This window comes from Janthinobacterium sp. Bl 1, assembly GCF_058215535.1.
Genome location: NZ_CM177086.1, coordinates 771086 through 795303 on the forward strand (window position 1 = coordinate 771086; position 24218 = coordinate 795303).

Genomic DNA, 24218 nt, shown 5'->3' on the forward strand with positions numbered 1-24218 from the left:
TTTAGGATTAATTATGGCCCGCAAGACCCCCATTGAGCGCTATCGTAATATCGGTATCTCCGCTCACATCGATGCAGGTAAGACGACCACGACCGAGCGCGTCCTGTTCTACACAGGCGTGAACCACAAGCTGGGCGAAGTCCATGATGGCGCTGCCACCACCGACTGGATGGCACAAGAGCAAGAGCGCGGTATCACGATTACCTCGGCTGCTGTTACGTGCTTCTGGAAAGGCATGGCAAACAACTTCCCAGCTCACCACATCAACATCATCGACACGCCAGGCCACGTTGACTTCACCATTGAAGTGGAACGTTCGATGCGCGTGTTGGATGGCGCCTGCATGGTTTACTGTGCAGTCGGCGGCGTGCAGCCACAATCGGAAACGGTATGGCGTCAGGCTAACAAGTACAAAGTGCCACGTCTGGCCTTCGTGAACAAGATGGACCGTACCGGCGCCAACTTCTTCAAGGTCTACGATCAGATGCGTTCGCGTCTGAAAGCCAACCCAGTGCCTATTCAGATGCCTATCGGCGCTGAAGACGTCTTCACCGGTGTTATCGATCTGGTCAAGATGAAAGCGGTTATCTGGGACGACGCTTCGCAAGGCATGAAGTTCGAATACGGCGACATTCCTGCACACCTGGCCGCTGATGCTGCCAAGTGGCGCGAAAACATGGTTGAAGCCGCTGCTGAAGCGTCGGAAGACCTGATGAACAAGTACCTGGAAGAAGGCGACCTCTCGGAAGAAGAGATCAAGGCTGCTCTGCGTCAGCGTACCATCGCCAGCGAAATCGTTCCAATGTTGTGCGGTACCGCCTTTAAAAACAAGGGCGTACAAGCCATGTTGGACGCGGTCATCGAGTACCTGCCATCGCCAATCGACATTCCACCTGTACCAGGTCTGGACGAGGACGAGCAGCCAGTCGAGCGCGCAGCTGACGACAATGAGAAATTCTCGGCATTGGCGTTCAAGATCGCAACCGATCCGTTCGTCGGTCAGTTGTGCTTCATCCGTTGCTACTCGGGTACCCTGAATTCGGGCGACTCGGTGTTGAACTCCGTGAAGCAGAAGAAAGAGCGTATCGGCCGTATCGTGCAGATGCAAGCGAACGAACGCGAAGAAATCAAGGAAATGCGCGCTGGCGACATCGCCGCCGTTGTGGGTCTGAAAGACACCACCACCGGCGATACGCTTTGCGACGAAAAAGCCAGCGTCGTTCTGGAACGCATGGTCTTCCCTGAGCCAGTGATTTCGCAGGCAGTCGAGCCAAAAACCAAGGCCGACCAGGAAAAAATGGGCCTGGCGCTGAACCGCCTGGCTGCAGAAGATCCATCGTTCCGCGTGCGTACCGATGAAGAATCGGGCCAGACCATCATCGCCGGTATGGGCGAGTTGCATCTGGACATCATCGTTGACCGCATGAAGCGCGAATTCAACGTTGAAGCGACCGTCGGCAAGCCACAAGTGGCTTACCGCGAAACGATCCGTAAAGTGTGCGAAGAGTCGGAAGGCAAATTCGTCAAGCAATCGGGTGGTCGTGGTCAATACGGTCACGTGGTTCTGAAGATCGAACCGCAAGAACCGGGCAAGGGCTTCGAATTCGTTGACGCGATCAAGGGCGGTACCGTTCCTCGCGAATACATCCCTGCAGTTGAAAAAGGTGTGCGCGACACGCTGACTTCGGGCGTGATGGCTGGTTACCCAGTCGTTGACGTGAAAGTCACGCTGTTCTTCGGTTCGTACCATGATGTTGACTCGAACGAAAATGCATTCCGCATGGCCGCTTCGATGGCATTCAAAGATGGCTGCCGCAAAGCATCGCCAGTCATCCTGGAGCCGATGATGGCCGTGGAAGTGGAAACGCCGGAAGACTACGCCGGTACCGTGATGGGCGATCTGTCGTCGCGTCGCGGCATGGTGCAAGGTATGGATGAAATTGCTGGCGGTGGCGGCAAGATCATCAAGGCCGAAGTACCGCTGTCGGAAATGTTCGGTTACGCCACATCGTTGCGTTCGTCGACCCAAGGTCGTGCGACTTACACGATGGAATTCAAGCACTATGCTGAAGCACCTAAGCATGTGACTGAAGCAATCGTAAGCTCGAAAGCTAAGTAATAGAAGTTCCGGGCCGGCTTTTACGAGAATGCCGGTCCCTACATTTAAATCATTGTTCTAAGGAAGAATAAAATGGCAAAAGGTAAATTCGAACGGACCAAGCCGCACGTCAACGTCGGCACCATCGGCCACGTCGACCACGGTAAAACCACGCTGACCGCTGCAATCGCAACGGTTCTGTCGAAGAAATTCGGCGGCGAAGCTAAAGCATACGACCAGATCGATGCAGCACCAGAAGAAAAAGCGCGCGGTATCACGATTAACACCGCCCACGTCGAGTACGAAACGGAAACGCGTCACTACGCGCACGTTGACTGCCCAGGCCACGCCGATTACATCAAAAACATGATTACCGGTGCAGCCCAGATGGACGGCGCGATCCTGGTGTGCTCCGCAGCTGACGGCCCAATGCCACAGACCCGCGAACACATCCTGCTGGCCCGCCAAGTTGGCGTTCCATACATCATCGTGTTCCTGAACAAGTGCGACCTGGTCGACGACGCAGAGCTGCTGGAACTGGTTGAAATGGAAGTGCGCGAGCTGTTGTCGAAGTACGAATTCCCAGGCGACGACCTGCCTATCATCAAAGGTTCGGCACGTATGGCGCTGGAAGGCAAAGAAGGCGAAATGGGCGTTGACGCAGTGTTGCGTCTGGCCGATGCGCTGGATGCTTACATCCCAACGCCAGAGCGCGCTGTTGACGGTGCATTCCTGATGCCAGTGGAAGACGTGTTCTCGATCTCGGGTCGCGGTACCGTTGTGACCGGTCGTATCGAGCGCGGCATTGTCAAAGTCGGCGAAGAGATCGAAATCGTCGGTATCACCGATACCGTCAAAACGACTTGCACCGGCGTGGAAATGTTCCGCAAGCTGCTGGACCAAGGTCAAGCTGGCGACAACGTTGGTCTGCTGCTGCGCGGCACCAAGCGTGAAGATGTGCAACGTGGTCAAGTTCTGGCCAAGCCAGGCTCGATCAAGCCGCATGCACACTTCACCGGCGAGATCTATGTTCTGTCGAAAGACGAAGGCGGCCGTCATACGCCATTCTTCAACAACTATCGTCCACAGTTCTACTTCCGCACGACGGACGTAACCGGTTCGATCGAGTTGCCAGCAGACAAAGAAATGGTTATGCCAGGCGATAACGTGTCGATCACCGTCAAGCTGATCAACCCGATCGCGATGGAAGAAGGTCTGCGCTTCGCTATCCGTGAAGGCGGTCGTACCGTCGGTGCTGGTGTTGTTGCAAAAATCCTGGCTTAATTCTTAAGCCTGCATAAAAGAAGACGCGTCGTCGCCCGGCGCCCTTCTTTTTATTCAACTGCCGGGGTTGGCAAGCATTTTGGTGCTATCATGTCGACCCTGACGGTTGTTGCGTCAGAAATTCCCGTATGACCTCATTGCCGTGCAAACCGCGCGGTTCGTTCTTTTAAGGAAATATCATGTCGGCACCAAACCAAAAAATCCGTATCCGCCTGAAGGCTTTCGATTACAAACTGATCGACCAGTCCGCTCTGGAAATCGTTGAAACCGCGAAGCGCACCGGCGCTGTCGTCAAAGGCCCAGTACCACTGCCTACCCGTATTCAACGTTTCGATGTGCTGCGTTCCCCGCACGTCAACAAAACTTCGCGCGATCAGTTCGAGATCCGTACGCACCAACGCCTGATGGACATCGTTGACCCAACGGACAAAACCGTTGACGCGCTGATGAAGCTGGACCTGCCAGCTGGTGTTGATGTCGAAATCAAACTGCAATAATCGTTTTTAAAAGGCCGGCGGGGTATCCCGCTGCCTGATGATGGGGCCGGGCCTGCTCACGATCGTGAGTGCGCCCGGCCCCATTGCTATTGGTGCCCGCGCACCTCTGCAAAATCGCTTTACAGTGCCGCGGCTGGCCGATAAAGTCGCTGCATGCTTAACGCCCTCGATACCCATCTGTTAAATGCCACTCCCCGTCAGCGCCTGCGCGGCTGGCCGCGCTTCCTGACCGAATTTTTGTATTTCGGTATCAAGGAGGCGAGGTCGTGCCTGTTCGTGGGGCTGTTTTTTGCTGCCGTCTTCCTGGTGCCGCGCGCCGGCCTGTTCGGCCTGCCGCGTTATGACGTGCTGCTGCTGGTAGCGCTGGCGATCCAGGGAGCGATGGTCTGGAGCGGGCTCGAGACGTGGGATGAATTGAAAGCCATCTGCCTGTTTCATGCGGTCGGCTTCGCGCTGGAGGTGTTCAAGGTGTCGGGGACGATCCAGTCGTGGAGCTATCCCGACTTCGCCTACACCAAGGTGTTCGGCGTGCCCCTGTTTTCCGGCTTCATGTATGCGGCTGTCGGCAGCTACATCATCCAGACCTGGCGCCTGCTCGACATGCGGATCCGCCACCATCCACCGTACTGGATGGCGGTGCTGATCGCGCTGCTGATCTACGCCAACTTCTTTACTCACCACTACATCGGCGACTATCGCTGGTATCTGGCCGCCTGTGCGCTGGGCCTGTATGCGCGCACGACCGTGGTCTTCCGCCCGCTCGACCGCGACCGCAGCATGCCCTTGCTGCTCGGTTTCGTGCTGGTCGGCTTCTTCATCTGGCTGGCCGAAAACATCAGCACCTTCTGGGGCGTGTGGCGCTATCCGAACCAGCTTGGCGCCTGGTCGGCGGTGCACGTCAGCAAATGGAGTTCATGGTCGCTGCTGGTGGTCATGACCTTCACCATCGTTGCACACCTCAAGCACATCAAGGCCAGCATCCACGTCGCCCAGCCTTAGGCCGGGCCCCGGGATTGCTTTTGCAGGCTGGCCGCCACCACGTCGAAGCGCGCCCCCAGCGCCGCTTGCGGGCCGCCTTGCAGTTGCTTCGCGTATTGGCGCAGCACTTCCGCCGAATAGGTGCGCGAGGCGGGCGACAGCTTCGGCAGCAACGGCAGCACGCGTTCCAGATAGCCCGTGCCTTCCTGCCACTTGCCTTGCGCGGCCAGGGCCGACGCCAGCTCCACCATGCGGCGTCCGACGCGCGCATCGCTGCGCGGCTGCGCCGCTTCTTCCGTGGCCAGGGCTTGGCGGTACAGTTGCTCCGCTTCGGCATTCTTGCCCTGCAAGCGCTTGATGCGGCCCAGGTTGTACTGGCGCTGTGAGAGGATGTCCGCGCTGGCGCCAGCCTGCTCGGCGCTGCGCAGTGCCTGTACACACGCCAGTTCCGCTTCGCCAAACTGGCCTTTGAGTTCGGCCGCGTTGCAGGCGTCCTGCTGTTCATTGGAGGTGGTGAGTGTCGCTGGCGCCGCGCAGGCGACCAGCAGGCTGACAGCGCATAGCAGGCTGATGGTATGGGTCTTCATAGTCTCCTCGGACGGGTGTCAAACACAGTGTATCGGTGGAGTCATGCCGTAATAAATATACTCTAAGTTTTTTGGGGTAGGGTGGCTTTTCGCCAGCCCGCACAATTGACGCCGCTTGCGTGCTTCAGGGATACTCCGGGCTTGTCCATTAATGCGTGCCGCCGCCATGTCCAAGACTGTCCTGATCGTGGAAGATGAACAGGCGATTGCCGACAGCATCGCCTATGCCTTGCGCACGGACGGCTTTACGCCGCGCCATGTGATGTTGGGCGAGCACGCCCTGGCCGCGCTGCGCCCCATGCCCGGGGAAGCCGCGCAGATGCCCGTGCTCGTGGTGCTCGACGTGGGCTTGCCCGACATGAGCGGCCTGGAGGTGTGCCGCCGCCTGCGCCAGTTTTCCGACGTGCCGGTGATTTTCCTGACGGCCCGCAGCGACGAGATCGACCGCATCGTGGGCCTGGAAATCGGCGCCGACGATTACGTCACGAAGCCGTTTTCGCCGCGCGAACTGGTGGCGCGCATCCGCGTCATCCTGCGCCGCGCGGGTGTCGCTCAGGTGCCGCGCGAGACTGGCATGACGATAGCCGCGCCTGCCGCCGCGACCGCGCCGGCGCGCTTCGAGTTGCGCGCGCTCGAAGCGCGGGTGCTGTTCCACGGCCAGCCGCTGGACCTGACCCGCTATGAATACCTGTTGCTGAAAACCCTGCTCGAGCATCCGGGTCACGTGCTGTCGCGCGCCCAGCTGATGGAGCGCGTGTGGAGCGGGGCGTCCGACACGCTCGAGCGCACCGTCGACGCGCACGTCAAATCGCTGCGGGCCAAGCTGCGTGCCGTCGATGCGCAGGTCGACCCCATCCACACCCACCGTGGCCTCGGCTACAGCCTGGCCGGCGCATGAAGATCGGTCTGCGTATCCTGCTCGGCTACTTCCTGATCGTCGGGCTGGCCGCGTGGTTCCTGCTCAATGTTTTCATGGAACAGGTCAAGCCGGGCGTGCGCTCGACCCTGGAAGACACCCTGGTCGATACCTCGCAACTGCTGGCCAACCTGGTGGCGCCCGACGTGAAGGCGGGCACGCTGGCGCAGTCGCCCGTGGCCGAACGCATGCAGGATTACGCGCGCCATGGCGTGGACGTCAATATCAATGGCGTGCGCAAGCGCACGCTCGATTACCGCATCTATATTACGGACCGGCACGGCATCGTGCTGTTCGATTCCAGCGGACGCGACGTGGGGCGCGACTATTCGCGCTGGAATGACGTCTACCTGACCCTGCAGGGCAAGTATGGCGCGCGCAGCACGCGCAGCCAGCCGGACGACGAGATGTCGACGGTGATGCACGTGGCCGCGCCGATTCGCGACGGCAATGAGGTAATCGGCGTGCTGACGGTGGCCAAGCCGAACGCCAGCGTGCAAGCGTTTGTCGAGCGCAGCCAGCGCAAGATCCTGCAGCGCGGCGCCGTACTGTTGCTGCTGTCGCTGCTGATCGGCCTGGCGTTCGCCTGGTGGCTGCACCATGCGCTGGGCAAGCTGATGGACTATATTGGCGACGTGGAAGCGGGGCGCAAGGTGGCGCTGCCGGCGCTGGGCACGAACGAGATCGGCACCTTGGGCAGGGCGCTGGAGGCAATGCGCACGCGCCTGGAAGGCAAGGAATATGTGGAGCAGCTGATGCATACCCTGGCGCATGAATTGAAAAGCCCGATCGCGGCCATCCAGGCCTCGGCCGAACTGCTGCAGGAAGACATGCCGCCGGCCGAGCGGCGCCAGTTCCTCGCCAGTATCCTGGAACAGAATGCGCGCCAGCGGCAGCTGATCGACAAGCTGCTGGCCCTCGTGCGCGTGGAAAAGCAGCAGCGCCTCGATCATCCCGAGCGCATCGCGCTGGGACCCTTGCTGGCGCAAGTGGCGCAGGATGGCGCGGCCACTTTGGCGGCGCGCGGCGTGCGCGTGCAGCTGCATACCGACGAGCAGCTTGTGGCAGGGGACGCCCTGCTGCTGCGCCAGGCGCTGGGCAACCTGCTCGACAACGCAGCCGGCTTTGCGCCGCCGGGCAGCTGCATCGACCTGACGGCGCAGCGCCACGGCAGCCAGGTGGAAATTGCCGTGCGCGACCGGGGCGAGGGGATTCCCGCGTATGCGCTCGAGCGCGTCTTCGAGCGCTTTTATTCGCTGCCGCGCCCGAGCGCCGGCAAGAGCACGGGCCTGGGCCTGCCCTTCGTGCGCGAGGTGGCCTCGCTGCATGGCGGCACGGTCGAAGTGCTCAATCACGCGGAGGGCGGCGCCTGCGCGCGCCTGTGCCTGCCGCTGGCTTAGCGCACTTTATTTGTCGGCTTCACACAGACTGCATCGTCAGCGCACACAGCTCTTTTACACTGGCCGCCTTACTTCAAGGATGCGCCATGCAAAAAACTCTGTTAGTCAAAGCGTTGATCGTGTTCGGCCTGATGCTGCTGATCGGCCTGCCTTTGCTGATGATTCAGGAAACGATCAAGGAGCGGATGGAATTCCGCCAGGAAGCCGTCAACAGCATCGCCGCCGATTCGGTGCGCGAACAAACCATCATCGGCCCCATCCTCGTGATTCCCTACACGGAGCAGTATGAAGAGCGCGTCGAGATCGCAGTGGCCAAGGAGCAGAAAGGAAGCGTGCCGGCGCAGCCGCAGTTGCTGCGCCGCCTGGTGCAGCGCCGCCTGATCGTGTATCCGAACATCTTGCAGCATCAAGGCAACATCGAGACGGACCGCCGCTACCGCGGCATCCACCAGGTGCTGGTCTACAGCGGCCAGCACGCGTTCAAGGGCGACTTCACGGTGACCGGCCAGCAGCAGCTGCCGCGCAAAACGCCGGACTCGCGCGTGACTCTCGGTGCGCCATTCGTGGCCCTGTCCATCGAGGACGTGCGCGGCATCCGCAATATTCCGAAAATCGACTGGGGCGGCCAGAAGATCGAGTTCGAGCAGGGCACCGACCTGTTTGCCTTCCGCAGCGGCCTGCATGCGCCGCTGGGCGCCATGCCGCTGGCGGCGCCGCAGCAGGTGCGCTTCAGCTTTGACCTGGGCCTCGATGGCATCGAACGCCAGCATTTCGTGCCGGTGGCGAAAAACAGTCAGATCAGCATCAAGTCGAACTGGCCCCATCCGCAGTTTGGCGGGCGCTTCCTGCCGTCGCCGAAGAATCGCCAGATCGACGCCCATGGGTTTCACGTGGCGTGGAATATCTCGTCGCTGGCCACCAATGCGCAAACCCAGCTGAGTACCATCGAGGGCGAATTCAAGGTGCCCGACAGTGCGCCGCTGGGCCAGATCGACCGCTTCAGCGTGGGCTTCATCGAACCCGTGAACGTGTATTCGCAATCGGACCGGGCCACCAAATATGGCTTGCTGTTCGTGGCGCTGACCTTTGCCGCCTTCTTCATCTTTGAAATCCTGAAGAGTCTGCCGATCCATCCGGTCCAGTATCTGCTGGTGGGCCTGTCGCTGGTGATCTTCTTCCTGCTGCTGGTGGGCCTGGCCGAGCACATCGCCTTCCTGTCCGCCTATCTGATCGCCAGCGCCGCCTGTATCGTGCTGACCAGCTTTTACCTGGTGCACGTGCTGCATAACGCCTGGCGCGGCATCGGCTTCGGCGTGGCGCTGACCATGCTGTATGGCGCGCTGTATGGTTTGCTCAGTTCGGAAAACAATGCGCTGGTGATGGGCAGCATCCTGCTGTTCGCCGTGCTGGCCGTCATCATGGTGGCGACGCGCAAGGTGGACTGGTATCAGATTGGCAAAGGAGCGCCGCAGGAATAAGGAGCGGCCGGGCGCCATGCGCCATAACGCTTGCAGCCAGCCCGGACGGTGATCTGTCCGGGCTGGCTTTTTTTGATTGGCTGGTATGCGGAGTCATTAATTGGTAGTTGGTTGGTATTGTTTACGGTATTCTATTGGCATTGCTTTTTAAGTAATGGCGGGTGCTGCGGCACCTGCCCGGGGCGGTGCGAGGATGGCGTGTCGTCCTGGTTGTTCTTCCATCTGATAAACGGAGATGAAATATGATCAAGAAGTCGATGGCTTTCCTGTTTGCGCTGGGCTTGAGCGCCTCGTATGCGTTTGCCGCTGGCGATGTCACGCAGTGCTATAGCGAATGCGGGCAAAAAGTGGCCAATTGCCGCGCGCATCTCGGCGGCAGCCCCATCTGCGAAGATCTGTACCAGCATTGCCTGATCAACTGCCAGCAATAAGCTTTTTCGGGCGTCGCGCCCGGGAAGTGCAGGGCAGGGCGCGCAAGCCATTGCGCGCCCTGTGTGTTTCTGCCATTGCCCGCCAGGGCGCATGGCGCCGTGCTTTGCGCCTCTCAAGTTGGCTCGCGGCGGCATTTTTCCGGCGCGCCGACAACTCCCGCAGGGGCGTCGCGCAACACTTTGACATACCTCGTGTTAACTTGTTGCGTCAAGGGTTTTTGTGCTATATACTAGCCGGCTTCGGTATGGATTCGTCTTTTTTGAGTCCTACGTTACTTTGTAGTTAAACAAGCCCCGCCCAATCGCAGGTGGGAATGGAGAAAAAATGAGCCTAGGCCTTCTCGGTCGCAAGGTTGGTATGATGCGCATTTTCACGGATGAAGGGGATTCGATTCCTGTCACCGTGTTGGACGTATCGAACAACCGTGTTGCGCAAATCAAAACCCCTGAAACAGATGGTTACTCCGCTGTTCAGGTCGCATTCGGTCAACGTCGCGCTTCCCGCGTGACCAAAGCTGTTGCTGGTCATCACGCTAAAGCTGGTGTTGAAGCCGGTACTCTGTTGAAAGAGTTCCGTGTCGACGCTGCCAAAGCCGCTGAACTGAAAGCTGGCGATGTTGTCGCTGCTTCCCTGTTCGAAGTCGGTCAAAAGATCGACGTGCAAGGCGTTACCATCGGTAAAGGCTATGCAGGCGTTATCAAACGTTACCACTTCGCTTCTGGCCGTGCAACGCACGGTAACTCGCGTTCGCATAACGTTCCAGGTTCCATCGGTATGGCACAAGATCCAGGTCGCGTTTTCCCTGGTAAGCGCATGACCGGTCATCTGGGTGACGTTAACCGTACGATCCAGAACCTCGTGATCGCCCGTATCGATGCCGACCGTCAGCTGTTGCTGGTCAAAGGCGCGATTCCAGGTGCGAAAAATGGCCAGGTAGTTGTCTCGCCAGCCATCAAAACCAAAGCCAAGAAGGGAGCTTAAACGATGGAACTCAAGCTTCTGAATGCGCAAGGTCAAGCCGCCTCGAACGTTGCTGCAGCCGATACGATTTTCGGCCGTGACTACAATGAAGCGCTGATCCACCAAGTCGTCATCGCTTATCAAGCGAATGCACGTAGTGGTAACCGCAAGCAAAAAGACCGTGAAGAAGTTCACCACACGACGAAAAAGCCATGGCGCCAAAAAGGTACCGGCCGCGCTCGTGCTGGTATGTCGTCGTCGCCACTGTGGCGCGGCGGTGGTCGGATTTTCCCGAACTCGCCTGACGAAAACTTCACCCACAAAGTGAACAAAAAAATGTATCGCGCAGGTATCTGCTCGATCCTGTCGCAGCTGGCTCGCGAAGAGCGCCTGATCGTAATCGACGATCTGACGATCGACGCGCCAAAAACCAAGCTGCTGTCGCAAAAATTGAACGGCCTGGGCTTTGATTCGGTTCTGATCATCACCGACGTTCTGAACGAAAACCTGGAACTGGCATCGCGCAATCTGCCTAACGTACTCGTCGTTGAGCCACGTCACGCAGACCCGATGTCCCTGGTGTTCTACAAGAAGATCCTGGTCACCAAAGCTGCATTGGCCAAGATTGAGGAGATGCTGGCATGAGCGCGATTTTGAAACATAGCGAAGAACGCTTGATGAAGGTGCTGTTGGCGCCCGTGATTTCCGAAAAGGCCACCATGGTCGCGGAAAAGAACGAGCAAATTGTATTCCGCGTATTGCCGGATGCAACCAAGCCTGAAATCAAGGCAGCGGTCGAACTGCTGTTCAAGGTTGAAGTTCTGTCCGTGCAAACTGCAAACCGCGAAGGTAAGCAAAAGCGCACCGGCAAGTTCAACGGTCGTCGTAACCATACCAAGCGTGCTTTCGTGTGCCTGAAGCCTGGCCAGGAAATCAACTTCTCCGAGGAGGCTGCATAATGGCACTCGTTAAGATGAAACCAACCTCGCCAGGCCGTCGCGGCATGGTGAAGGTGGTGAATGCCGACCTGTACAAGGGTCGTCCATTCGCTGCTCTGGTTGAAAAGAAATCCAAGACCGCTGGTCGTAACAACAACGGTCACATCACCACCCGTCATATCGGTGGTGGTCATAAGCAACACTACCGCTTGATCGACTTCAAGCGCACCAAAGATGGTATTCCAGCGAAAGTGGAACGTATCGAATACGATCCAAACCGCACCGCGAATATCGCTCTGCTGTGCTACGCCGACGGCGAACGTCACTACATCATCGCAACCAAAGGCATGGCCGTTGGCGACAGCGTGATGAACGGTTCGGAAGCACCGATCAAATCGGGTAACTGCTTGCCAATCCGTAACATCCCAGTCGGTACCGTGATGCATTGCGTTGAAATGCTGCCAGGTAAAGGTGCCCAAATGGCCCGTACCGCCGGCGCTGGCGTTGTGCTGATGGCTCGTGAAGGTACCTACGCTCAAGTGCGTCTGCGCTCGGGTGAAGTACGTCGCGTGCACATCGAGTGCCGTGCAACGGTTGGTGAAGTCGGCAATGCCGAGCACAGCCTGCGTAAAATCGGTAAAGCTGGTGCGATGCGCTGGCGCGGTGTTCGTCCTACCGTTCGCGGTGTGGTCATGAACCCGGTCGATCACCCGCACGGTGGTGGTGAAGGTAAAACAGCAGCTGGTCGTCATCCAGTTTCGCCTTGGGGCCAACAGACTAAGGGTAAGAAGACACGCAGCAACAAGCGTACTACTTCCATGATCGTCTCGCGCCGCGGCAAGAAATAAGGGGTAGCACATGACACGTTCATTGAAAAAAGGGCCGTTCTGTGACGCCCACCTGGTGAAAAAAGTTGAAGCCGCGCAAGCAGCCAAAGACAAAAAGCCAATCAAAACCTGGTCGCGTCGTTCGACAATCATGCCTGACTTCATCGGCCTGACGATCGCGGTTCATAACGGCAAGCTGCACGTGCCGGTTTATGTTTCCGAAAACATGGTTGGTCACAAGCTCGGCGAATTCGCACTGACCCGTACGTTCAAGGGCCATGCAGCTGACAAAAAGGCTAAGAAATAATGGAAACTAAAGCTATCCTCAAAGGTGTGCGCCTGTCGGACCAAAAGGGCCGCCTGGTTGCTGACCTGATCCGTGGCAAGAAAGTTGACGCTGCACTCAACATCTTGCAATTCAGCCCGAAAAAAGGTGCTGCGATCATCAAACGCGTTCTGGAATCGGCAATCGCCAATGCGGAACACAATGATGGCGCGGACATCGACGAATTGTTCGTGAAAACGATCTACGTCGAAAAGGGCCCGGTCCTGAAGCGCTTCACCGCGCGTGCAAAAGGCCGTGGCGACCGTATTTCGAAACAATCCTGTCACGTTTACGTGACTGTCGGTAACTAAGGAGCCACGATGGGTCAGAAAATTCATCCAACCGGTTTCCGTCTGGCGGTCACCCGTAACTGGGCTTCGCGCTGGTATGCAGGCAACGGTAATTTCGCTGCCATGCTGAACGAAGACTTGAAAGCACGTGCTTACCTGAAAAAGAAACTGAAGAACGCTTCGGTTGGCCGCATCGTTATCGAGCGCCCAGCAAAGAACGCGCGCTTCACGATCTACAGCTCGCGTCCAGGCGTGGTCATTGGTAAAAAAGGCGAAGACATCGAAGTACTGAAGTCCGCTTTGACCAAGATCATGGGCGTACCTGTTCACGTGAACATCGAAGAAATTCGCAAGCCTGAAATCGACTCGCAACTGATCGCCGATTCGATCTCGCAGCAGCTGGAAAAACGGATCATGTTCCGCCGCGCCATGAAGCGCGCAATGCAAAATGCAATGCGCCTGGGTGCACTCGGTATCAAGATCATGTCGTCCGGCCGTCTGAACGGTATCGAAATCGCGCGTAAAGAGTGGTACCGCGAAGGCCGCGTGCCTCTGCATACCCTGCGCGCCGATATCGACTACGGTACCAGCGAAGCATCGACCACCTACGGCATCATCGGTGTCAAGGTGTGGGTATATAAAGGTGACCGCGCGCCGAACGGCGATGCACCAGTCATCGATACCCCAGCTGACGAGAAGAAGAGCCGCGGTCCACGCCGTGACGATGGCAAGCCAGCCGGCCGCCCACGTCCAGCAGGCGCCGGTGCGAAACCATCCACAGCACCAGGTGCACGTGTGCGTACGGCCGCTAAACCGGCCGCCGCAGCAGCACCAGCTGAGAAAGCAGGAGAATAATCATGCTGCAACCAGCACGCAGAAAGTATCGTAAAGAGCAGAAAGGCCGTAACACCGGTATTTCGCACAGCCGCGGCACCGCCGTGTCGTTTGGCGAATTCGGTCTGAAGGCAGTTGCGCGCGGTCGTATCACTGCACGTCAAATTGAAGCGGCGCGTCGTGCAATGACGCGTCACATCAAGCGCGGTGGCCGTATCTGGATCCGTATTTTCCCGGACAAACCGATTTCGAACAAACCGGCTGAAGTCCGTATGGGTAACGGTAAAGGTAATCCTGAGTACTACGTCGCTGAAATTCAGCCAGGCAAAGTACTGTACGAAATGGATGGCGTTGACGAAGCGCTGGCACGGGAAGCATTCCGTCTTGCCGCCGCTAAACTGCCACTGGCGACGACGTTTGTCATCCGCCAAGTCGGCCAATAATTGGAGTTGTATATGAAAGCATCTGAACTCCGCGGCAAGGACCAGCCAGCTCTGCAAAAAGAGCTGAATGACCTGTTGAAGGCACAGTTCGGCCTGCGCATGCAAATCGCTACGCAGCAGCTGAGCAACACTTCGCAGCTCAAGAAGGTACGCCGCGATATCGCGCGTGTGAAGACGGTAATGAATCTGAAGGAAGCCAAATGAACGAACCAGTGAAACAGTCGCTCAAGCGCACGCTGATCGGTAAAGTGGTTTCGGACAAGATGGACAAGACCGTTACCGTTCTGATCGAGCGCCACGTAAAACATCCTTTGTATGGCAAGATCATCATGCGCTCGAACAAGTATCACGCGCATGACGAGACCAACCAAGTCAAGGCCGGTGACACGGTCGAGATCCAGGAAGGTCGCCCGATCTCCAAAACGAAGGCATGGACGGTGACACGTGTGGTTCAAGCCGCACCAACCGTTTAAATAAAAACCACCGTTTCGGCGGTGGGTTTTAATTAGTACTTGCAGGCCCGCAAATTGTATGTAATACTTGCGGGCTTCGTTCATGTAACGCCGCAAAGTGTCTGGCCACAGACAGTAGCATTCGCGGTCAGTTGATGTATGAAGGTCATGCACCCAAACAGTGAAGCCCAGCAGGGCGGCTCTGGCGGGACCAAGACTGACCGTGGGTCTACATTGTGTGGATTCTTCGGCTTAAGTTGGGAAAGAGAATACTATGATTCAAACTGAAAGCCGGCTCGAAGTGGCTGACAATACCGGTGCCAAAGAAGTAATGTGCATCAAGGTATTGGGCGGCTCCAAGCGCCGTTATGCTGGCATTGGCGATGTGATCAAGGTAACCGTTAAGGTTGCTGCGCCACGTGGCCGTGTCAAAAAAGGTGAAATTTATAACGCCGTGGTTGTGCGCACCGCTAAAGGTGTTCGCCGCCAAGACGGTTCCCTGGTGAAGTTCGACGGCAACGCCGCCGTTCTGTTGAACGCCAAGCTGGAACCGATCGGTACCCGTATTTTTGGACCTGTCACACGCGAACTGCGTACTGAGAAGTTCATGAAAATCGTGTCCCTGGCACCGGAAGTCCTGTAAGGAGTCGTAATGGATAAGATTCGTAAAAACGACGAAGTCATCGTTCTGACCGGGAAAGACAAGGGCAAACGTGGTGTGGTACAGCAGCGTATCGATGCTGAACATATCGTGGTTGACGGCATTAACATCGCTAAAAAAGCGACTAAGCCAAACCCGATGACTGGCGTAACTGGTGGTATCGTCGATAAGACCATGCCAATTCACGTGTCCAACGTTGCATTGTTTAATGCAGCGACTGGCAAGGCAGATCGCGTGGGTTTCAAAGAAGTGGACGGCAAGAAAGTTCGCATCTTTAAATCCTCCGGCGAAGTAGTGAAGGCTTAAGAAATCATGGCACGTCTCCAAGAATTCTATAAAGAAAAAGTCGTTGCCGACCTGACCAGCAAGTTTGGTTACAAGTCGGTAATGGAAGTTCCACGCCTGACCAAGATCACCCTGAACATGGGTGTTGGTGAGGCTATCGCGGATAAAAAAGTTCTCGAGCACGCAGTTGCTGACTTGACCAAGATCGCCGGCCAGAAGCCAGTGACCACCAAGTCCCGCAAAGCGATCGCAGGCTTCAAAATCCGTGAAGGTTACCCGATCGGTACGATGGTCACCCTGCGCGGCGCTCGCATGTACGAGTTCCTGGATCGCTTCATTACCGTGGCTCTGCCGCGCGTGCGCGATTTCCGTGGTGTGAACGGCCGTGCATTTGATGGTCGTGGCAACTACAACATCGGTGTCAAGGAACAGATCATTTTCCCTGAAATCGAATACGACAAGATTGACGCGTTGCGCGGTATGAATATCAGCATCACGACAACCGCTAAGACCGATGACGAAGCCAAAGCTTTGCTCGCCGCCTTTAAATTCCCTTTCAGGAACTGATCATGGCCAAACTGTCACTGATTAATCGTGAGATCAAGCGTGCTGACCTGGTGGCGAAATTCGCCCCTAAGCGCGAAGCTCTCAAGGCCATCGTCGATGACCAATCGAAATCGGAAGAAGAGCGCTACGAAGCTCGCCTGAAACTGCAGGCGCTGCCACGTAACTCGAACCCGACGCGTCAACGTAACCGTTGCGCCATCACTGGTCGTCCGCGCGGCACATTCCGTAAATTCGGTCTGGGTCGTATCAAGCTCCGTGAATTCGCCATGCGTGGTGAAATTCCGGGTATGACAAAAGCAAGCTGGTAATAGGAGAATATGCAATGAGTATGAGCGATCCTATCGCCGATATGCTGACCCGCATTCGCAATGCACAAGGCGTGCAAAAGACGACCGTGGCCATGCCATCGTCGAAAGTCAAAATTGCGATTGCCAGCGTCCTGAAGGACGAGGGTTACATTGAAGATTTCGCTGTTGCCGAAGCTGGTGGCAAAGCGGAACTGAAAATCGGTTTGAAGTATTATGTTGGCCGTCCCGTCATTGAGCGCTTGGAGCGCGTGTCCCGTCCGGGTCTGCGCGTCTACAAGGGTAAAGACGAGATCCCTGTTGTGATGAATGGCTTGGGTGTGGCGATCGTGTCGACTCCGCAAGGCGTCATGACTGACCGCAAAGCACGCGCTACCGGTGTCGGCGGCGAAGTTATTTGCTACGTGGCTTAAGGAGTTACACATGTCTCGAGTAGCTAAAATGCCTATCGTAGTGCCAGCTGGCGCCGAAGTCGCCATCTCCGCACAAGCGATCACCGTAAAAGGCCCGCTGGGCGTACTTTCCCAGGCCCTCACCGGCCAGGTCAAAGTGGAAAACAATGCAGGAACCCTGAGTTTCGACGTGGCGAACGACAGCCGCGAAGCCAATGCCATGTCCGGCACGCTGCGCGCACTGGTCAACAACATGGTTGTTGGCGTCACCAAGGGTTTCGAGAAAAAGCTGAACCTGGTAGGCGTGGGTTACAAGGCGCAAGCTCAAGGCGACAAGTTGAATCTGTCCCTGGGCTTCTCGCACCCTGTAGTGCATGACATGCCAGCTGGCGTTACCTGCGCAACACCAACCCCGACCGAGATCCTGATTAAAGGTATCGACCGTCAACAGGTTGGCCAGGTAGCCGCTGAAGTTCGTGCTTACCGCGCTCCTGAGCCTTATAAAGGCAAGGGCGTTCGCTATGCGGACGAAGTGGTTAAGCTTAAAGAAACCAAGAAGAAGTAATTAGGGGCTGACGATGGATAAGAAAGAATCACGGCTTCGCCGCGGACGCCAAACCCGCATCAAGATTGCGGAATTGAAAGTAAATCGCTTGTCGGTGCATCGCACCAACCTGCACATTTACGCCAACCTGATCAGCCCGGACGCTAAAGTCCTGGTTTCGGCCTCGACGGCTGAAGCGGAAGTTCGCGCTGAACTGGCAGGCCAATCCGGCAAAGGCGGCAATGCCGCTGCTGCAGCCTTGATCGGCAAGCGCGTCGCTGAAAAAGCGTTGAAAGCAGGGATTACCGAAGTTGCGTTTGACCGCTCCGGTTTCCGTTACCACGGCCGTGTGAAAGCGTTGGCAGAAGCCGCACGCGAAGCCGGTCTGAAGTTCTAAGGATCAATCATGGCAAAAATGCAAGCAAAAATGCAAAGCGACAAGCCGGATGATGGCATGCGCGAAAAAATGATCGCGATCAACCGCGTGACCAAAGTGGTCAAGGGTGGTCGTATCATGGGTTTCGCCGCGCTGACCGTAGTTGGTGATGGCGATGGCCGCGTCGGCATGGGCAAGGGCAAATCGAAAGAAGTGCCAGTTGGCGTGCAGAAGGCAATGGAAGAAGCCCGTCGCAACCTGATCAAAGTACCGCTCAAAAACGGTACCTTGCATCACACGGTTGTTGGTCGTCACGGCGCCTCCAAGGTCCTGATGAACCCAGCTAAGCCTGGTACTGGCGTTATCGCTGGTGGCGCAATGCGCGCTATCTTCGAAGTGATGGGCGTGACGGACGTGGTGGCGAAATCCACCGGTTCGAACAACCCATACAACCTGGTACGCGCTACGCTGGACGGCCTGTCGAAAATGAGCACTGCTTCCGATATCGCTGCCAAACGCGGCAAGTCGGTCGAAGACATTCTGGCTTAAGGTGGACAAAATGACAAACACAGTCAAAGTGCAATTGGTCAAGGGCTTGATCGGTACGCGCGAATCGCATCGCGCTACCGTGCGCGGTCTGGGTCTGCGTCGTGTAAATTCGGTTTCCGAATTGCAAGACACCCCATCCGTACGCGGCATGATCAATAAAGTATCGTATCTCGTTAAAGTTGTCGGGTAAGCCTTCGGGCTTACACGAACGGAGCAAATCATGGAATTGAATACTATTGCACCAGCCGAAGGCGCTAAGCACTACAAGCGTCGCGTCGGTCGCGGTATCGGCTCCGGCCTGGGTAAAACCTCGGGTCGTGGTCACAAAGGTCAGAAATCGCGTTCGGGCGGCTTTCATAAAGTCGGTTTCGAAGGCGGTCAGATGCCTCTGCAACGCCGTCTGCCTAAGCGCGGTTTCAAATCGATGCACGCAACCTTCAAAGCTGAAGTGCGCCTGTCCGATCTGAACAACCTGGCTGTTGGCGATGTCGACATTCTGGTCTTGAAGCAAGCTGGCGTTCTGGGCGTGTTGGCCCGTGACGTGCGCGTGATCTTGTCCGGCGAAATCACCAAAGCGGTGAATTTGAAGGGCTTGAAAGTGTCCGCTGGCGCGAAAGCAGCCATCGAAGCAGCCGGCGGCTCGGTAGCCTGAGTTGACCGCTAACAGCTTGATCGGAGCGAAAATTGGCGACTAATCCACAACTTGCTAAAAGTGCAGCGGCCGGTTTCCCTTGGGGACGGCTCTGGTTTTTGCTTGGCGCATTGGTGGTTTATCGTATCGGTGCTCACGTCCCGGTTCCCGGGATTGACCCGACACAATTAGCCTCGCTGTTCAAGGAGCACGAAGGCGGCGTCCTGGGCATGTTCAACATGTTCTCGGGCGGTGCCTTGTCTCGTTTTACAGTGTTTGCGCTGGGTATCATGCCTTATATCTCGGCCTCGATCATCATGCAATTGCTGTCGATCGTGTCACCGCAGATGGAAGCGTTGAAAAAAGAAGGCGAAGCAGGTCGTCGCAAGATCACCCAGTACACCCGGTATTTCACGGTTGCCCTGGCACTGTTCCAAGCGTTAGGCATTGCAGTCGCACTGGAGTCGCAAGCTGGTCTGGTGTTGGAACCTGGTCTTGCATTCCGCTTCGTGACGGTCGTCACTTTGTTGACCGGAACAATGTTTTTGATGTGGTTGGGTGAGCAAATTACCGAGCGTGGCTTGGGGAATGGCATCTCGATCATCATTTTTGCCGGGATTGCAGCAGGTCTGCCGTCGGCGTTGGGTGGCTTGTTCACTCAGGTGTCGAATGGTTCGATCGGCAGCTTCAGCGCGATTTTCATCGTGATCCTGGTAGCACTGGTAACGTACTTCGTTGTATTCGTCGAACGTGGTCAGCGCAAAATATTGGTCAATTACGCGAAGCGCCAGGTAGGCAACAAGATTTATGGCGGTCAAACCAGCCATTTGCCGTTGAAGCTGAACATGGCCGGCGTGATCCCGCCGATCTTTGCTTCTTCGATCATCTTGTTCCCGGCCACTATCGTGGACTGGTTTTCAAAGGGCGCCGACAACGCTAACCCTGCGGTGCGGTTCTTGAAAGATTTGGCAGCATCGATGGGGCCTGGTGAGCCTATCCATGCGCTGTTGTACGCAGTGGCGATCGTGTTTTTCTGTTTCTTCTATACAGCGCTGGTCTTTAACAGCAAGGAAACAGCGGATAACTTGAAGAAAAGCGGTGCGTTCATTCCCGGGATTCGTCCAGGCGAGCAGACAGCCCGTTACATCGACAAGATCCTGACACGCTTGACACTTGCCGGCGCAGTCTACATCACCCTGGTGTGTTTATTGCCGGAATTTATGCAAGCCCAGTGGAAAGTACCATTCTATTTCGGCGGTACTTCTTTATTGATTATTGTAGTTGTCACCATGGATTTCATGGCGCAAGTACAGAACTACGTGATGTCGCAGCAATATGATTCACTGCTGCGCAAAGCAAATTTCAAGGGCGGAATTCCGACGCGTTAAGCGCGGTAAACATACCGAATGGCAAAAGACGACGTCATACAGATGCAGGGCGAGATTCTTGAGAATCTCCCAAATGCAACATTTCGAGTGAAGCTGGAGAACGGACACGTGGTGCTCGGGCATATTTCAGGTAAAATGCGGATGAACTATATTCGCATTCTCCCTGGAGACAAGGTGACGGTGGAGTTAACGCCGTACGACCTGAGCCGAGCCCGCATTGTGTTCCGTACCAAGTAACACACTGAATCAAACCAAAGAAGCGAAAGAAAGAGCCCAAAAATGAAAGTTCTCGCATCAGTCAAGCGGATCTGCCGCAACTGCAAGATCATCAAGCGCAAAGGCGTAGTCCGCGTTATCTGCGTGGAACCACGTCACAAGCAGCGTCAAGGTTAATCGAGGAATAACAAATGGCACGTATTGCAGGGGTTAATATCCCAAATCATCAGCATACCGTTATCGGCCTGACGGCCATCTACGGTGTGGGCCGTCCACGCGCAGAGAAAATCTGTGCATCGACCGGTGTAGCAACCAACAAAAAGATCAAAGATCTGGATGACAGCGAACTGGAAAAGCTGCGCGATGAAGTAGGTAAATTCATCGTCGAAGGCGATCTGCGTCGTGAACTGTCCATGAACATCAAGCGTTTGATGGATCTGGGTTGCTACCGCGGCATGCGTCATCGTAAGGGTCTGCCTTGCCGTGGCCAGCGTACGCGTACGAACGCACGTACCCGCAAGGGACCGCGTAAAGCCGCTCAATCGCTGAAAAAATAATCCGCTAGGGAATAATTATGGCTAAGTCGCAAAATAACGCCGCATCAGCACGCGTGCGTAAAAAAGTTAAAAAGAACGTCGCTGAAGGCATCGCACATGTCCACGCATCGTTCAATAACACCATCATTACCATCACCGATCGTCAAGGCAATGCCTTGTCGTGGGCTACCTCCGGCGGTGCAGGCTTCAAGGGTTCGCGTAAATCGACCCCATTCGCAGCGCAGGTCGCCGCGGAAGCCGCTGGTAAAGTGGCTGTTGAGTGTGGCGTGAAGAACCTGGAAGTACGTATCAAGGGCCCAGGTCCTGGTCGTGAGTCCGCCGTTCGCGCGCTGAACAACCTGGGTATCAAGATCACCGAGATCCAGGACGTGACGCCGGTACCGCACAACGGTTGCCGTCCACCGAAACGTCGTCGTATCTAAGATAGTGTTGCAGAGGGCGCTTCGGCGCCAGCTGCTTTGCTGTCTGTTGTAACTCAGTACAGTTGTGTGAAAACGCTGGAGCAGGGAGCCGGAAACGGTTATACTGCCCGGCTGTTCTTGCCTGTCAAATTCTGTTTGGCGGGTTTTTCGTTTTCAGCCACCGTCTGATTGAAACCAAATCAGACTAGCGCCTAACCGCATCAGTGTGTTTGATCATGCATGTGGCTGGGGCGTTATCATTTAAAAAAAGGAAGTATCGTGGCACGTTATATCGGACCTAAAGCAAAACTTTCCCGCCGTGAAGGTACAGACCTGTTCCTGAAGAGCGCACGTCGCTCGCTGGACAGCAAGTGCAAACTGGACGTCAAGCCAGGCCAGCACGGTGTCAAATCCGGCGCCCGCACCTCGGACTACGGTAACCAACTGCGCGAAAAGCAAAAAGTCAAGCGCATGTACGGCGTGCTGGAACGTCAATTCCGCCGCTACTTCGCTGAAGCAGACCGTCGTAAAGGCAACACCGGCGAAACGCTGTTGAAGTTGCTGGAAACGCGTCTGGACAACGTTTGCTACCGCATGGGCTTTGGCTCGACCCGCGCTGAAGCGCGTCAATTGGTCAGCCACAAAGCGTTCACCGTGAACGGTATCGTTGTGAACATCGCTTCGTACGCAGTCAAAGTTGGCGACATCGTTGCTGTTCGTGAAAAATCGAAAAAGCAAGTGCGTATCGTTGAAGCACTGTCGCTGGCTGAACAAGTTGGTATGCCTAGCTGGGTTTCGGTTGATGCCAAGAAAATGGAAGGTACCTTCAAGTCCCTGCCAGAGCGTAACGAAATCGCTAACGACGTCAACGAATCGCTGATCGTCGAGCTGTACTCGCGTTAATAGTAGTCAGTAGCAAGATCTCCGCCCACTTTGCTTTTGTAAAGTGGGCGTTTCACTAATGCCATCAGCCTTATCGGTGTAATGAGCCGAGGGTATTGAAAAGGACATTTCATGCAAAACAGTTTGTTGAAGCCACGTATTATCGATGTTGAAGCTCTCGGTGCAGGTCACGCCAAGGTCGTGATGGAACCGTTCGAGCGCGGCTATGGCCACACATTGGGTAACGCGTTGCGCCGCGTTCTGCTGTCGTCGATGGTAGGCTACGCGCCGACCGAAGTGACGATCGCTGGCGTCGTCCACGAATATTCCTCACTCGATGGCGTGCAAGAAGACGTCGTCGATCTGTTGCTGAACTTGAAGGGTGTGGTTTTCAAAGTCCACAACCGCGATTCGGTAACCCTGACCCTGAAAAAAGAAGGCGAAGGCGCGATCCTGGCCTCCGACATCGACCTGCCGCATGACGTCGAACTGATCAACCCTGACCACGTGATCGCCCACCTGACCGCTGGTGGCAAGCTGGACATGCAGATCAAGGTTGAAAAAGGCCGCGGCTACGTTCCTGGTAACGTGCGTCGCCTGTCGGAAGACACGAACAAGACCATCGGCCGCATCATCCTGGATGCGTCGTTCTCGCCAGTGCGCCGTGTATCGTACTTCGTTGAGTCGGCCCGCGTTGAACAGCGTACCGACCTGGACAAGCTGATCATCAACATCGAAACCAACGGCGTGATCTCGCCGGAAGAAGCGATCCGCCAGTCGGCCCGCGTTCTGGTGGACCAGTTGAATGTGTTCGCTGCCCTGGAAGGCACGGAAGCCGCCGCCGAAGCGCCATCGCGCGCTCCGCTGGTCGATCCTATCCTGTTGCGTCCAGTCGACGACCTGGAGTTGACCGTGCGTTCGGCGAACTGCCTGAAAGCGGAAAACATCTACTACATCGGCGACCTGATCCAACGTTCGGAAAACGAACTGCTGAAAACGCCAAATCTGGGCCGCAAGTCCCTGAACGAAATCAAGGAAGTGCTGGCATCGCGCGGCTTGACCTTGGGCATGAAGCTGGAAAACTGGCCGCCTGCCGGCCTGGAAAAGTAATTCGAAGTTTGTAGCAAACTGCCTGGGACAGGTGTCCCAGGCTTTTATTTTTGAAGTACCAAACCGGTCCGCGATGAAACCCTGGTTTCATTGATCGAAGAACTGGATTTAAACTCACTACCGAAAGGATTTACCATGCGTCACGGTCACGGCCTCCGTAAACTGAATCGTACCTCGTCCCACCGTCTGGCAATGCTGCGCAACATGACAGTATCGCTGCTGCGTCACGAAGCGATCAAAACCACCCTGCCAAAAGCAAAAGAACTGCGCCGCGTTGTCGAGCCAATTCTGACCCTGGGCAAAACCGACTCCCTGGCAAACAAGCGTCTGGCCTTCAACCGCCTGCGCGACCGTGAAATGGTCGTCAAACTGTTCGCTGAACTGGGCCCACGTTTCGCCAACCGTAACGGTGGTTATGTGCGTATCCTGAAAATGGGTTTCCGCGTCGGCGATAACGCTCCTATGGCGTTCGTTGAACTGATGGATCGTCCAGATACGACCGAAGCAGTTGAAGTTGCTGGCGAGTAATCCCAGTAGCCGCTTCAAGAAAAGCCAGGCCTAGCCTGGCTTTTTTGTTTTCTGCTGCAGCTATCCTTGCTGCGGTGTACTATTCTT

Annotated in this window: 37 protein-coding genes; 36 read left to right on the forward strand and 1 reads right to left on the reverse strand. The window is 56.3% G+C overall.

The features are described from left to right. Positions 1–13: 13 nt before the first annotated feature. The 4 genes from fusA to AC4BCN_RS03435 all read left to right on the forward strand — a co-directional run bounded on the left by fusA (position 14) and on the right by AC4BCN_RS03435 (position 4878). Positions 14–2119 carry an elongation factor G gene (gene fusA / locus AC4BCN_RS03420; protein ID WP_034753184.1) on the forward strand — a complete coding sequence of 702 codons (2106 nt, stop codon included), beginning with the start codon at positions 14–16 and terminating at the stop codon, positions 2117–2119. 72 nt (positions 2120–2191) lie between these two features. Beyond that, a complete protein-coding gene (tuf, locus tag AC4BCN_RS03425; protein ID WP_034753125.1) occupies positions 2192–3382 on the forward strand; it encodes an elongation factor Tu in 1191 nt (396 codons plus the stop codon). 179 nt (positions 3383–3561) lie between these two features. Then, positions 3562–3879, forward strand: a complete 318-nt coding sequence (rpsJ, locus tag AC4BCN_RS03430) for a 30S ribosomal protein S10 (protein WP_010394389.1) — start codon at positions 3562–3564, stop codon at positions 3877–3879. Positions 3880–4032: 153 nt separating this feature from the next. Beyond that, a complete protein-coding gene (locus AC4BCN_RS03435) occupies positions 4033–4878 on the forward strand; it encodes a DUF817 domain-containing protein (protein ID WP_485880414.1) in 846 nt (281 codons plus the stop codon). Here the strand turns inward: AC4BCN_RS03435 and AC4BCN_RS03440 are convergent. After that, on the reverse strand, positions 4875–5444 hold the full coding sequence (locus tag AC4BCN_RS03440) for a tetratricopeptide repeat protein (protein WP_490492576.1): 570 nt from the start codon (positions 5442–5444) through the stop codon (positions 4875–4877). The two genes, AC4BCN_RS03435 and AC4BCN_RS03440, sit on opposite strands and share 4 nt — an antisense overlap. Positions 5445–5610: 166 nt before the next feature. On the opposite strand from AC4BCN_RS03440, the gene creB reads away from it, so the two are divergent. The 32 genes from creB (at position 5611) to rplQ (ending at position 24131) form a co-directional block, all read left to right on the forward strand. After that, on the forward strand, positions 5611–6342 hold the full coding sequence (gene creB, locus AC4BCN_RS03445) for a two-component system response regulator CreB (protein ID WP_485880410.1): 732 nt from the start codon (positions 5611–5613) through the stop codon (positions 6340–6342). Further along, positions 6339–7760, forward strand: coding sequence for a two-component system sensor histidine kinase CreC (creC, locus tag AC4BCN_RS03450; RefSeq protein WP_490492577.1), 1422 nt, complete (start codon positions 6339–6341; stop codon positions 7758–7760). Before creB ends, creC begins: the two co-directional genes overlap by 4 nt. A gap of 86 nt (positions 7761–7846) precedes the next feature. Beyond that, complete coding sequence (gene creD / locus AC4BCN_RS03455) at positions 7847–9238, forward strand: cell envelope integrity protein CreD (protein WP_490492578.1); 1392 nt, start codon at positions 7847–7849, stop codon at positions 9236–9238. 242 nt (positions 9239–9480) lie between these two features. Continuing rightward, complete coding sequence (locus tag AC4BCN_RS03460) at positions 9481–9669, forward strand: hypothetical protein (RefSeq protein ID WP_034753196.1); 189 nt, start codon at positions 9481–9483, stop codon at positions 9667–9669. 325 nt (positions 9670–9994) lie between these two features. Continuing rightward, positions 9995–10651 carry a 50S ribosomal protein L3 gene (gene rplC / locus AC4BCN_RS03465; RefSeq protein WP_010394393.1) on the forward strand — a complete coding sequence of 219 codons (657 nt, stop codon included), beginning with the start codon at positions 9995–9997 and terminating at the stop codon, positions 10649–10651. A gap of 3 nt (positions 10652–10654) precedes the next feature. After that, positions 10655–11275: a 50S ribosomal protein L4 gene (gene rplD / locus AC4BCN_RS03470; RefSeq protein WP_034753197.1), complete on the forward strand. Its 621-nt coding sequence runs from the start codon at positions 10655–10657 to the stop codon at positions 11273–11275. Beyond that, positions 11272–11589: a 50S ribosomal protein L23 gene (rplW, locus tag AC4BCN_RS03475; RefSeq protein ID WP_010394398.1), complete on the forward strand. Its 318-nt coding sequence runs from the start codon at positions 11272–11274 to the stop codon at positions 11587–11589. The genes rplD and rplW overlap by 4 nt, the downstream gene beginning before the upstream one ends. Next, a complete protein-coding gene (gene rplB, locus AC4BCN_RS03480; protein WP_034753198.1) occupies positions 11589–12416 on the forward strand; it encodes a 50S ribosomal protein L2 in 828 nt (275 codons plus the stop codon). The genes rplW and rplB overlap by 1 nt, the downstream gene beginning before the upstream one ends. A gap of 10 nt (positions 12417–12426) precedes the next feature. Then, positions 12427–12702 carry a 30S ribosomal protein S19 gene (gene rpsS / locus AC4BCN_RS03485; RefSeq protein WP_008444295.1) on the forward strand — a complete coding sequence of 92 codons (276 nt, stop codon included), beginning with the start codon at positions 12427–12429 and terminating at the stop codon, positions 12700–12702. Then, positions 12699–13031, forward strand: a complete 333-nt coding sequence (gene rplV, locus AC4BCN_RS03490) for a 50S ribosomal protein L22 (protein WP_170840583.1) — start codon at positions 12699–12701, stop codon at positions 13029–13031. The genes rpsS and rplV overlap by 4 nt, the downstream gene beginning before the upstream one ends. A gap of 9 nt (positions 13032–13040) precedes the next feature. After that, entirely contained in the window at positions 13041–13865 is an 825-nt protein-coding gene (gene rpsC, locus AC4BCN_RS03495) for a 30S ribosomal protein S3 (protein ID WP_092718261.1), read from the forward strand. A 2-nt stretch (positions 13866–13867) separates the two neighbouring features. Then, positions 13868–14287, forward strand: coding sequence for a 50S ribosomal protein L16 (gene rplP, locus AC4BCN_RS03500; protein WP_034753201.1), 420 nt, complete (start codon positions 13868–13870; stop codon positions 14285–14287). 12 nt (positions 14288–14299) lie between these two features. After that, complete coding sequence (rpmC, locus tag AC4BCN_RS03505; protein WP_010394412.1) at positions 14300–14491, forward strand: 50S ribosomal protein L29; 192 nt, start codon at positions 14300–14302, stop codon at positions 14489–14491. Continuing rightward, positions 14488–14760 (forward strand): 30S ribosomal protein S17, encoded by a 273-nt coding sequence (gene rpsQ, locus AC4BCN_RS03510; RefSeq protein ID WP_010394415.1) that lies wholly within the window; start codon positions 14488–14490, stop codon positions 14758–14760. Before rpmC ends, rpsQ begins: the two co-directional genes overlap by 4 nt. 253 nt (positions 14761–15013) lie before the next feature. Continuing rightward, positions 15014–15382 carry a 50S ribosomal protein L14 gene (gene rplN / locus AC4BCN_RS03515; protein WP_008444317.1) on the forward strand — a complete coding sequence of 123 codons (369 nt, stop codon included), beginning with the start codon at positions 15014–15016 and terminating at the stop codon, positions 15380–15382. 9 nt (positions 15383–15391) lie between these two features. Next, a complete protein-coding gene (rplX, locus tag AC4BCN_RS03520) occupies positions 15392–15706 on the forward strand; it encodes a 50S ribosomal protein L24 (RefSeq protein WP_034753204.1) in 315 nt (104 codons plus the stop codon). 6 nt (positions 15707–15712) lie between these two features. Then, entirely contained in the window at positions 15713–16252 is a 540-nt protein-coding gene (rplE, locus tag AC4BCN_RS03525; RefSeq protein ID WP_010394421.1) for a 50S ribosomal protein L5, read from the forward strand. A 2-nt stretch (positions 16253–16254) separates the two neighbouring features. After that, a complete protein-coding gene (rpsN, locus tag AC4BCN_RS03530) occupies positions 16255–16560 on the forward strand; it encodes a 30S ribosomal protein S14 (protein WP_010394423.1) in 306 nt (101 codons plus the stop codon). Between the two features lie 14 nt (positions 16561–16574). After that, positions 16575–16970 (forward strand): 30S ribosomal protein S8, encoded by a 396-nt coding sequence (gene rpsH / locus AC4BCN_RS03535; RefSeq protein WP_034753208.1) that lies wholly within the window; start codon positions 16575–16577, stop codon positions 16968–16970. A gap of 10 nt (positions 16971–16980) precedes the next feature. Next, a complete protein-coding gene (gene rplF, locus AC4BCN_RS03540; RefSeq protein WP_034778281.1) occupies positions 16981–17514 on the forward strand; it encodes a 50S ribosomal protein L6 in 534 nt (177 codons plus the stop codon). Between the two features lie 13 nt (positions 17515–17527). After that, on the forward strand, positions 17528–17890 hold the full coding sequence (gene rplR, locus AC4BCN_RS03545; RefSeq protein WP_010394431.1) for a 50S ribosomal protein L18: 363 nt from the start codon (positions 17528–17530) through the stop codon (positions 17888–17890). Between the two features lie 9 nt (positions 17891–17899). Continuing rightward, positions 17900–18418 (forward strand): 30S ribosomal protein S5, encoded by a 519-nt coding sequence (gene rpsE, locus AC4BCN_RS03550; RefSeq protein WP_010394433.1) that lies wholly within the window; start codon positions 17900–17902, stop codon positions 18416–18418. A 10-nt stretch (positions 18419–18428) separates the two neighbouring features. Next, positions 18429–18608: a 50S ribosomal protein L30 gene (rpmD, locus tag AC4BCN_RS03555; RefSeq protein WP_010394435.1), complete on the forward strand. Its 180-nt coding sequence runs from the start codon at positions 18429–18431 to the stop codon at positions 18606–18608. 30 nt (positions 18609–18638) lie between these two features. Next, a complete protein-coding gene (gene rplO / locus AC4BCN_RS03560) occupies positions 18639–19070 on the forward strand; it encodes a 50S ribosomal protein L15 (RefSeq protein ID WP_034753211.1) in 432 nt (143 codons plus the stop codon). A gap of 32 nt (positions 19071–19102) precedes the next feature. Beyond that, a complete protein-coding gene (gene secY, locus AC4BCN_RS03565; RefSeq protein WP_010394438.1) occupies positions 19103–20437 on the forward strand; it encodes a preprotein translocase subunit SecY in 1335 nt (444 codons plus the stop codon). Between the two features lie 18 nt (positions 20438–20455). Then, complete coding sequence (infA, locus tag AC4BCN_RS03570; RefSeq protein WP_005663428.1) at positions 20456–20674, forward strand: translation initiation factor IF-1; 219 nt, start codon at positions 20456–20458, stop codon at positions 20672–20674. A gap of 42 nt (positions 20675–20716) precedes the next feature. Further along, the gene (gene rpmJ, locus AC4BCN_RS03575; protein ID WP_010394471.1) at positions 20717–20830 is read left to right on the forward strand and encodes a 50S ribosomal protein L36; all 114 of its coding nucleotides are present in this window, start codon (positions 20717–20719) and stop codon (positions 20828–20830) included. Positions 20831–20844: 14 nt separating this feature from the next. Beyond that, positions 20845–21210: a 30S ribosomal protein S13 gene (rpsM, locus tag AC4BCN_RS03580; protein WP_046681666.1), complete on the forward strand. Its 366-nt coding sequence runs from the start codon at positions 20845–20847 to the stop codon at positions 21208–21210. A gap of 17 nt (positions 21211–21227) precedes the next feature. Continuing rightward, a complete protein-coding gene (gene rpsK, locus AC4BCN_RS03585; protein ID WP_010394475.1) occupies positions 21228–21632 on the forward strand; it encodes a 30S ribosomal protein S11 in 405 nt (134 codons plus the stop codon). Positions 21633–21890: 258 nt separating this feature from the next. Then, positions 21891–22514, forward strand: coding sequence for a 30S ribosomal protein S4 (gene rpsD / locus AC4BCN_RS03590; protein ID WP_010394478.1), 624 nt, complete (start codon positions 21891–21893; stop codon positions 22512–22514). Positions 22515–22625: 111 nt separating this feature from the next. Continuing rightward, positions 22626–23603, forward strand: coding sequence for a DNA-directed RNA polymerase subunit alpha (locus AC4BCN_RS03595; RefSeq protein WP_008444343.1), 978 nt, complete (start codon positions 22626–22628; stop codon positions 23601–23603). A gap of 135 nt (positions 23604–23738) precedes the next feature. Beyond that, positions 23739–24131: a 50S ribosomal protein L17 gene (gene rplQ / locus AC4BCN_RS03600; protein WP_034753219.1), complete on the forward strand. Its 393-nt coding sequence runs from the start codon at positions 23739–23741 to the stop codon at positions 24129–24131. The last annotated feature ends 87 nt before the right edge of the window (positions 24132–24218 follow it).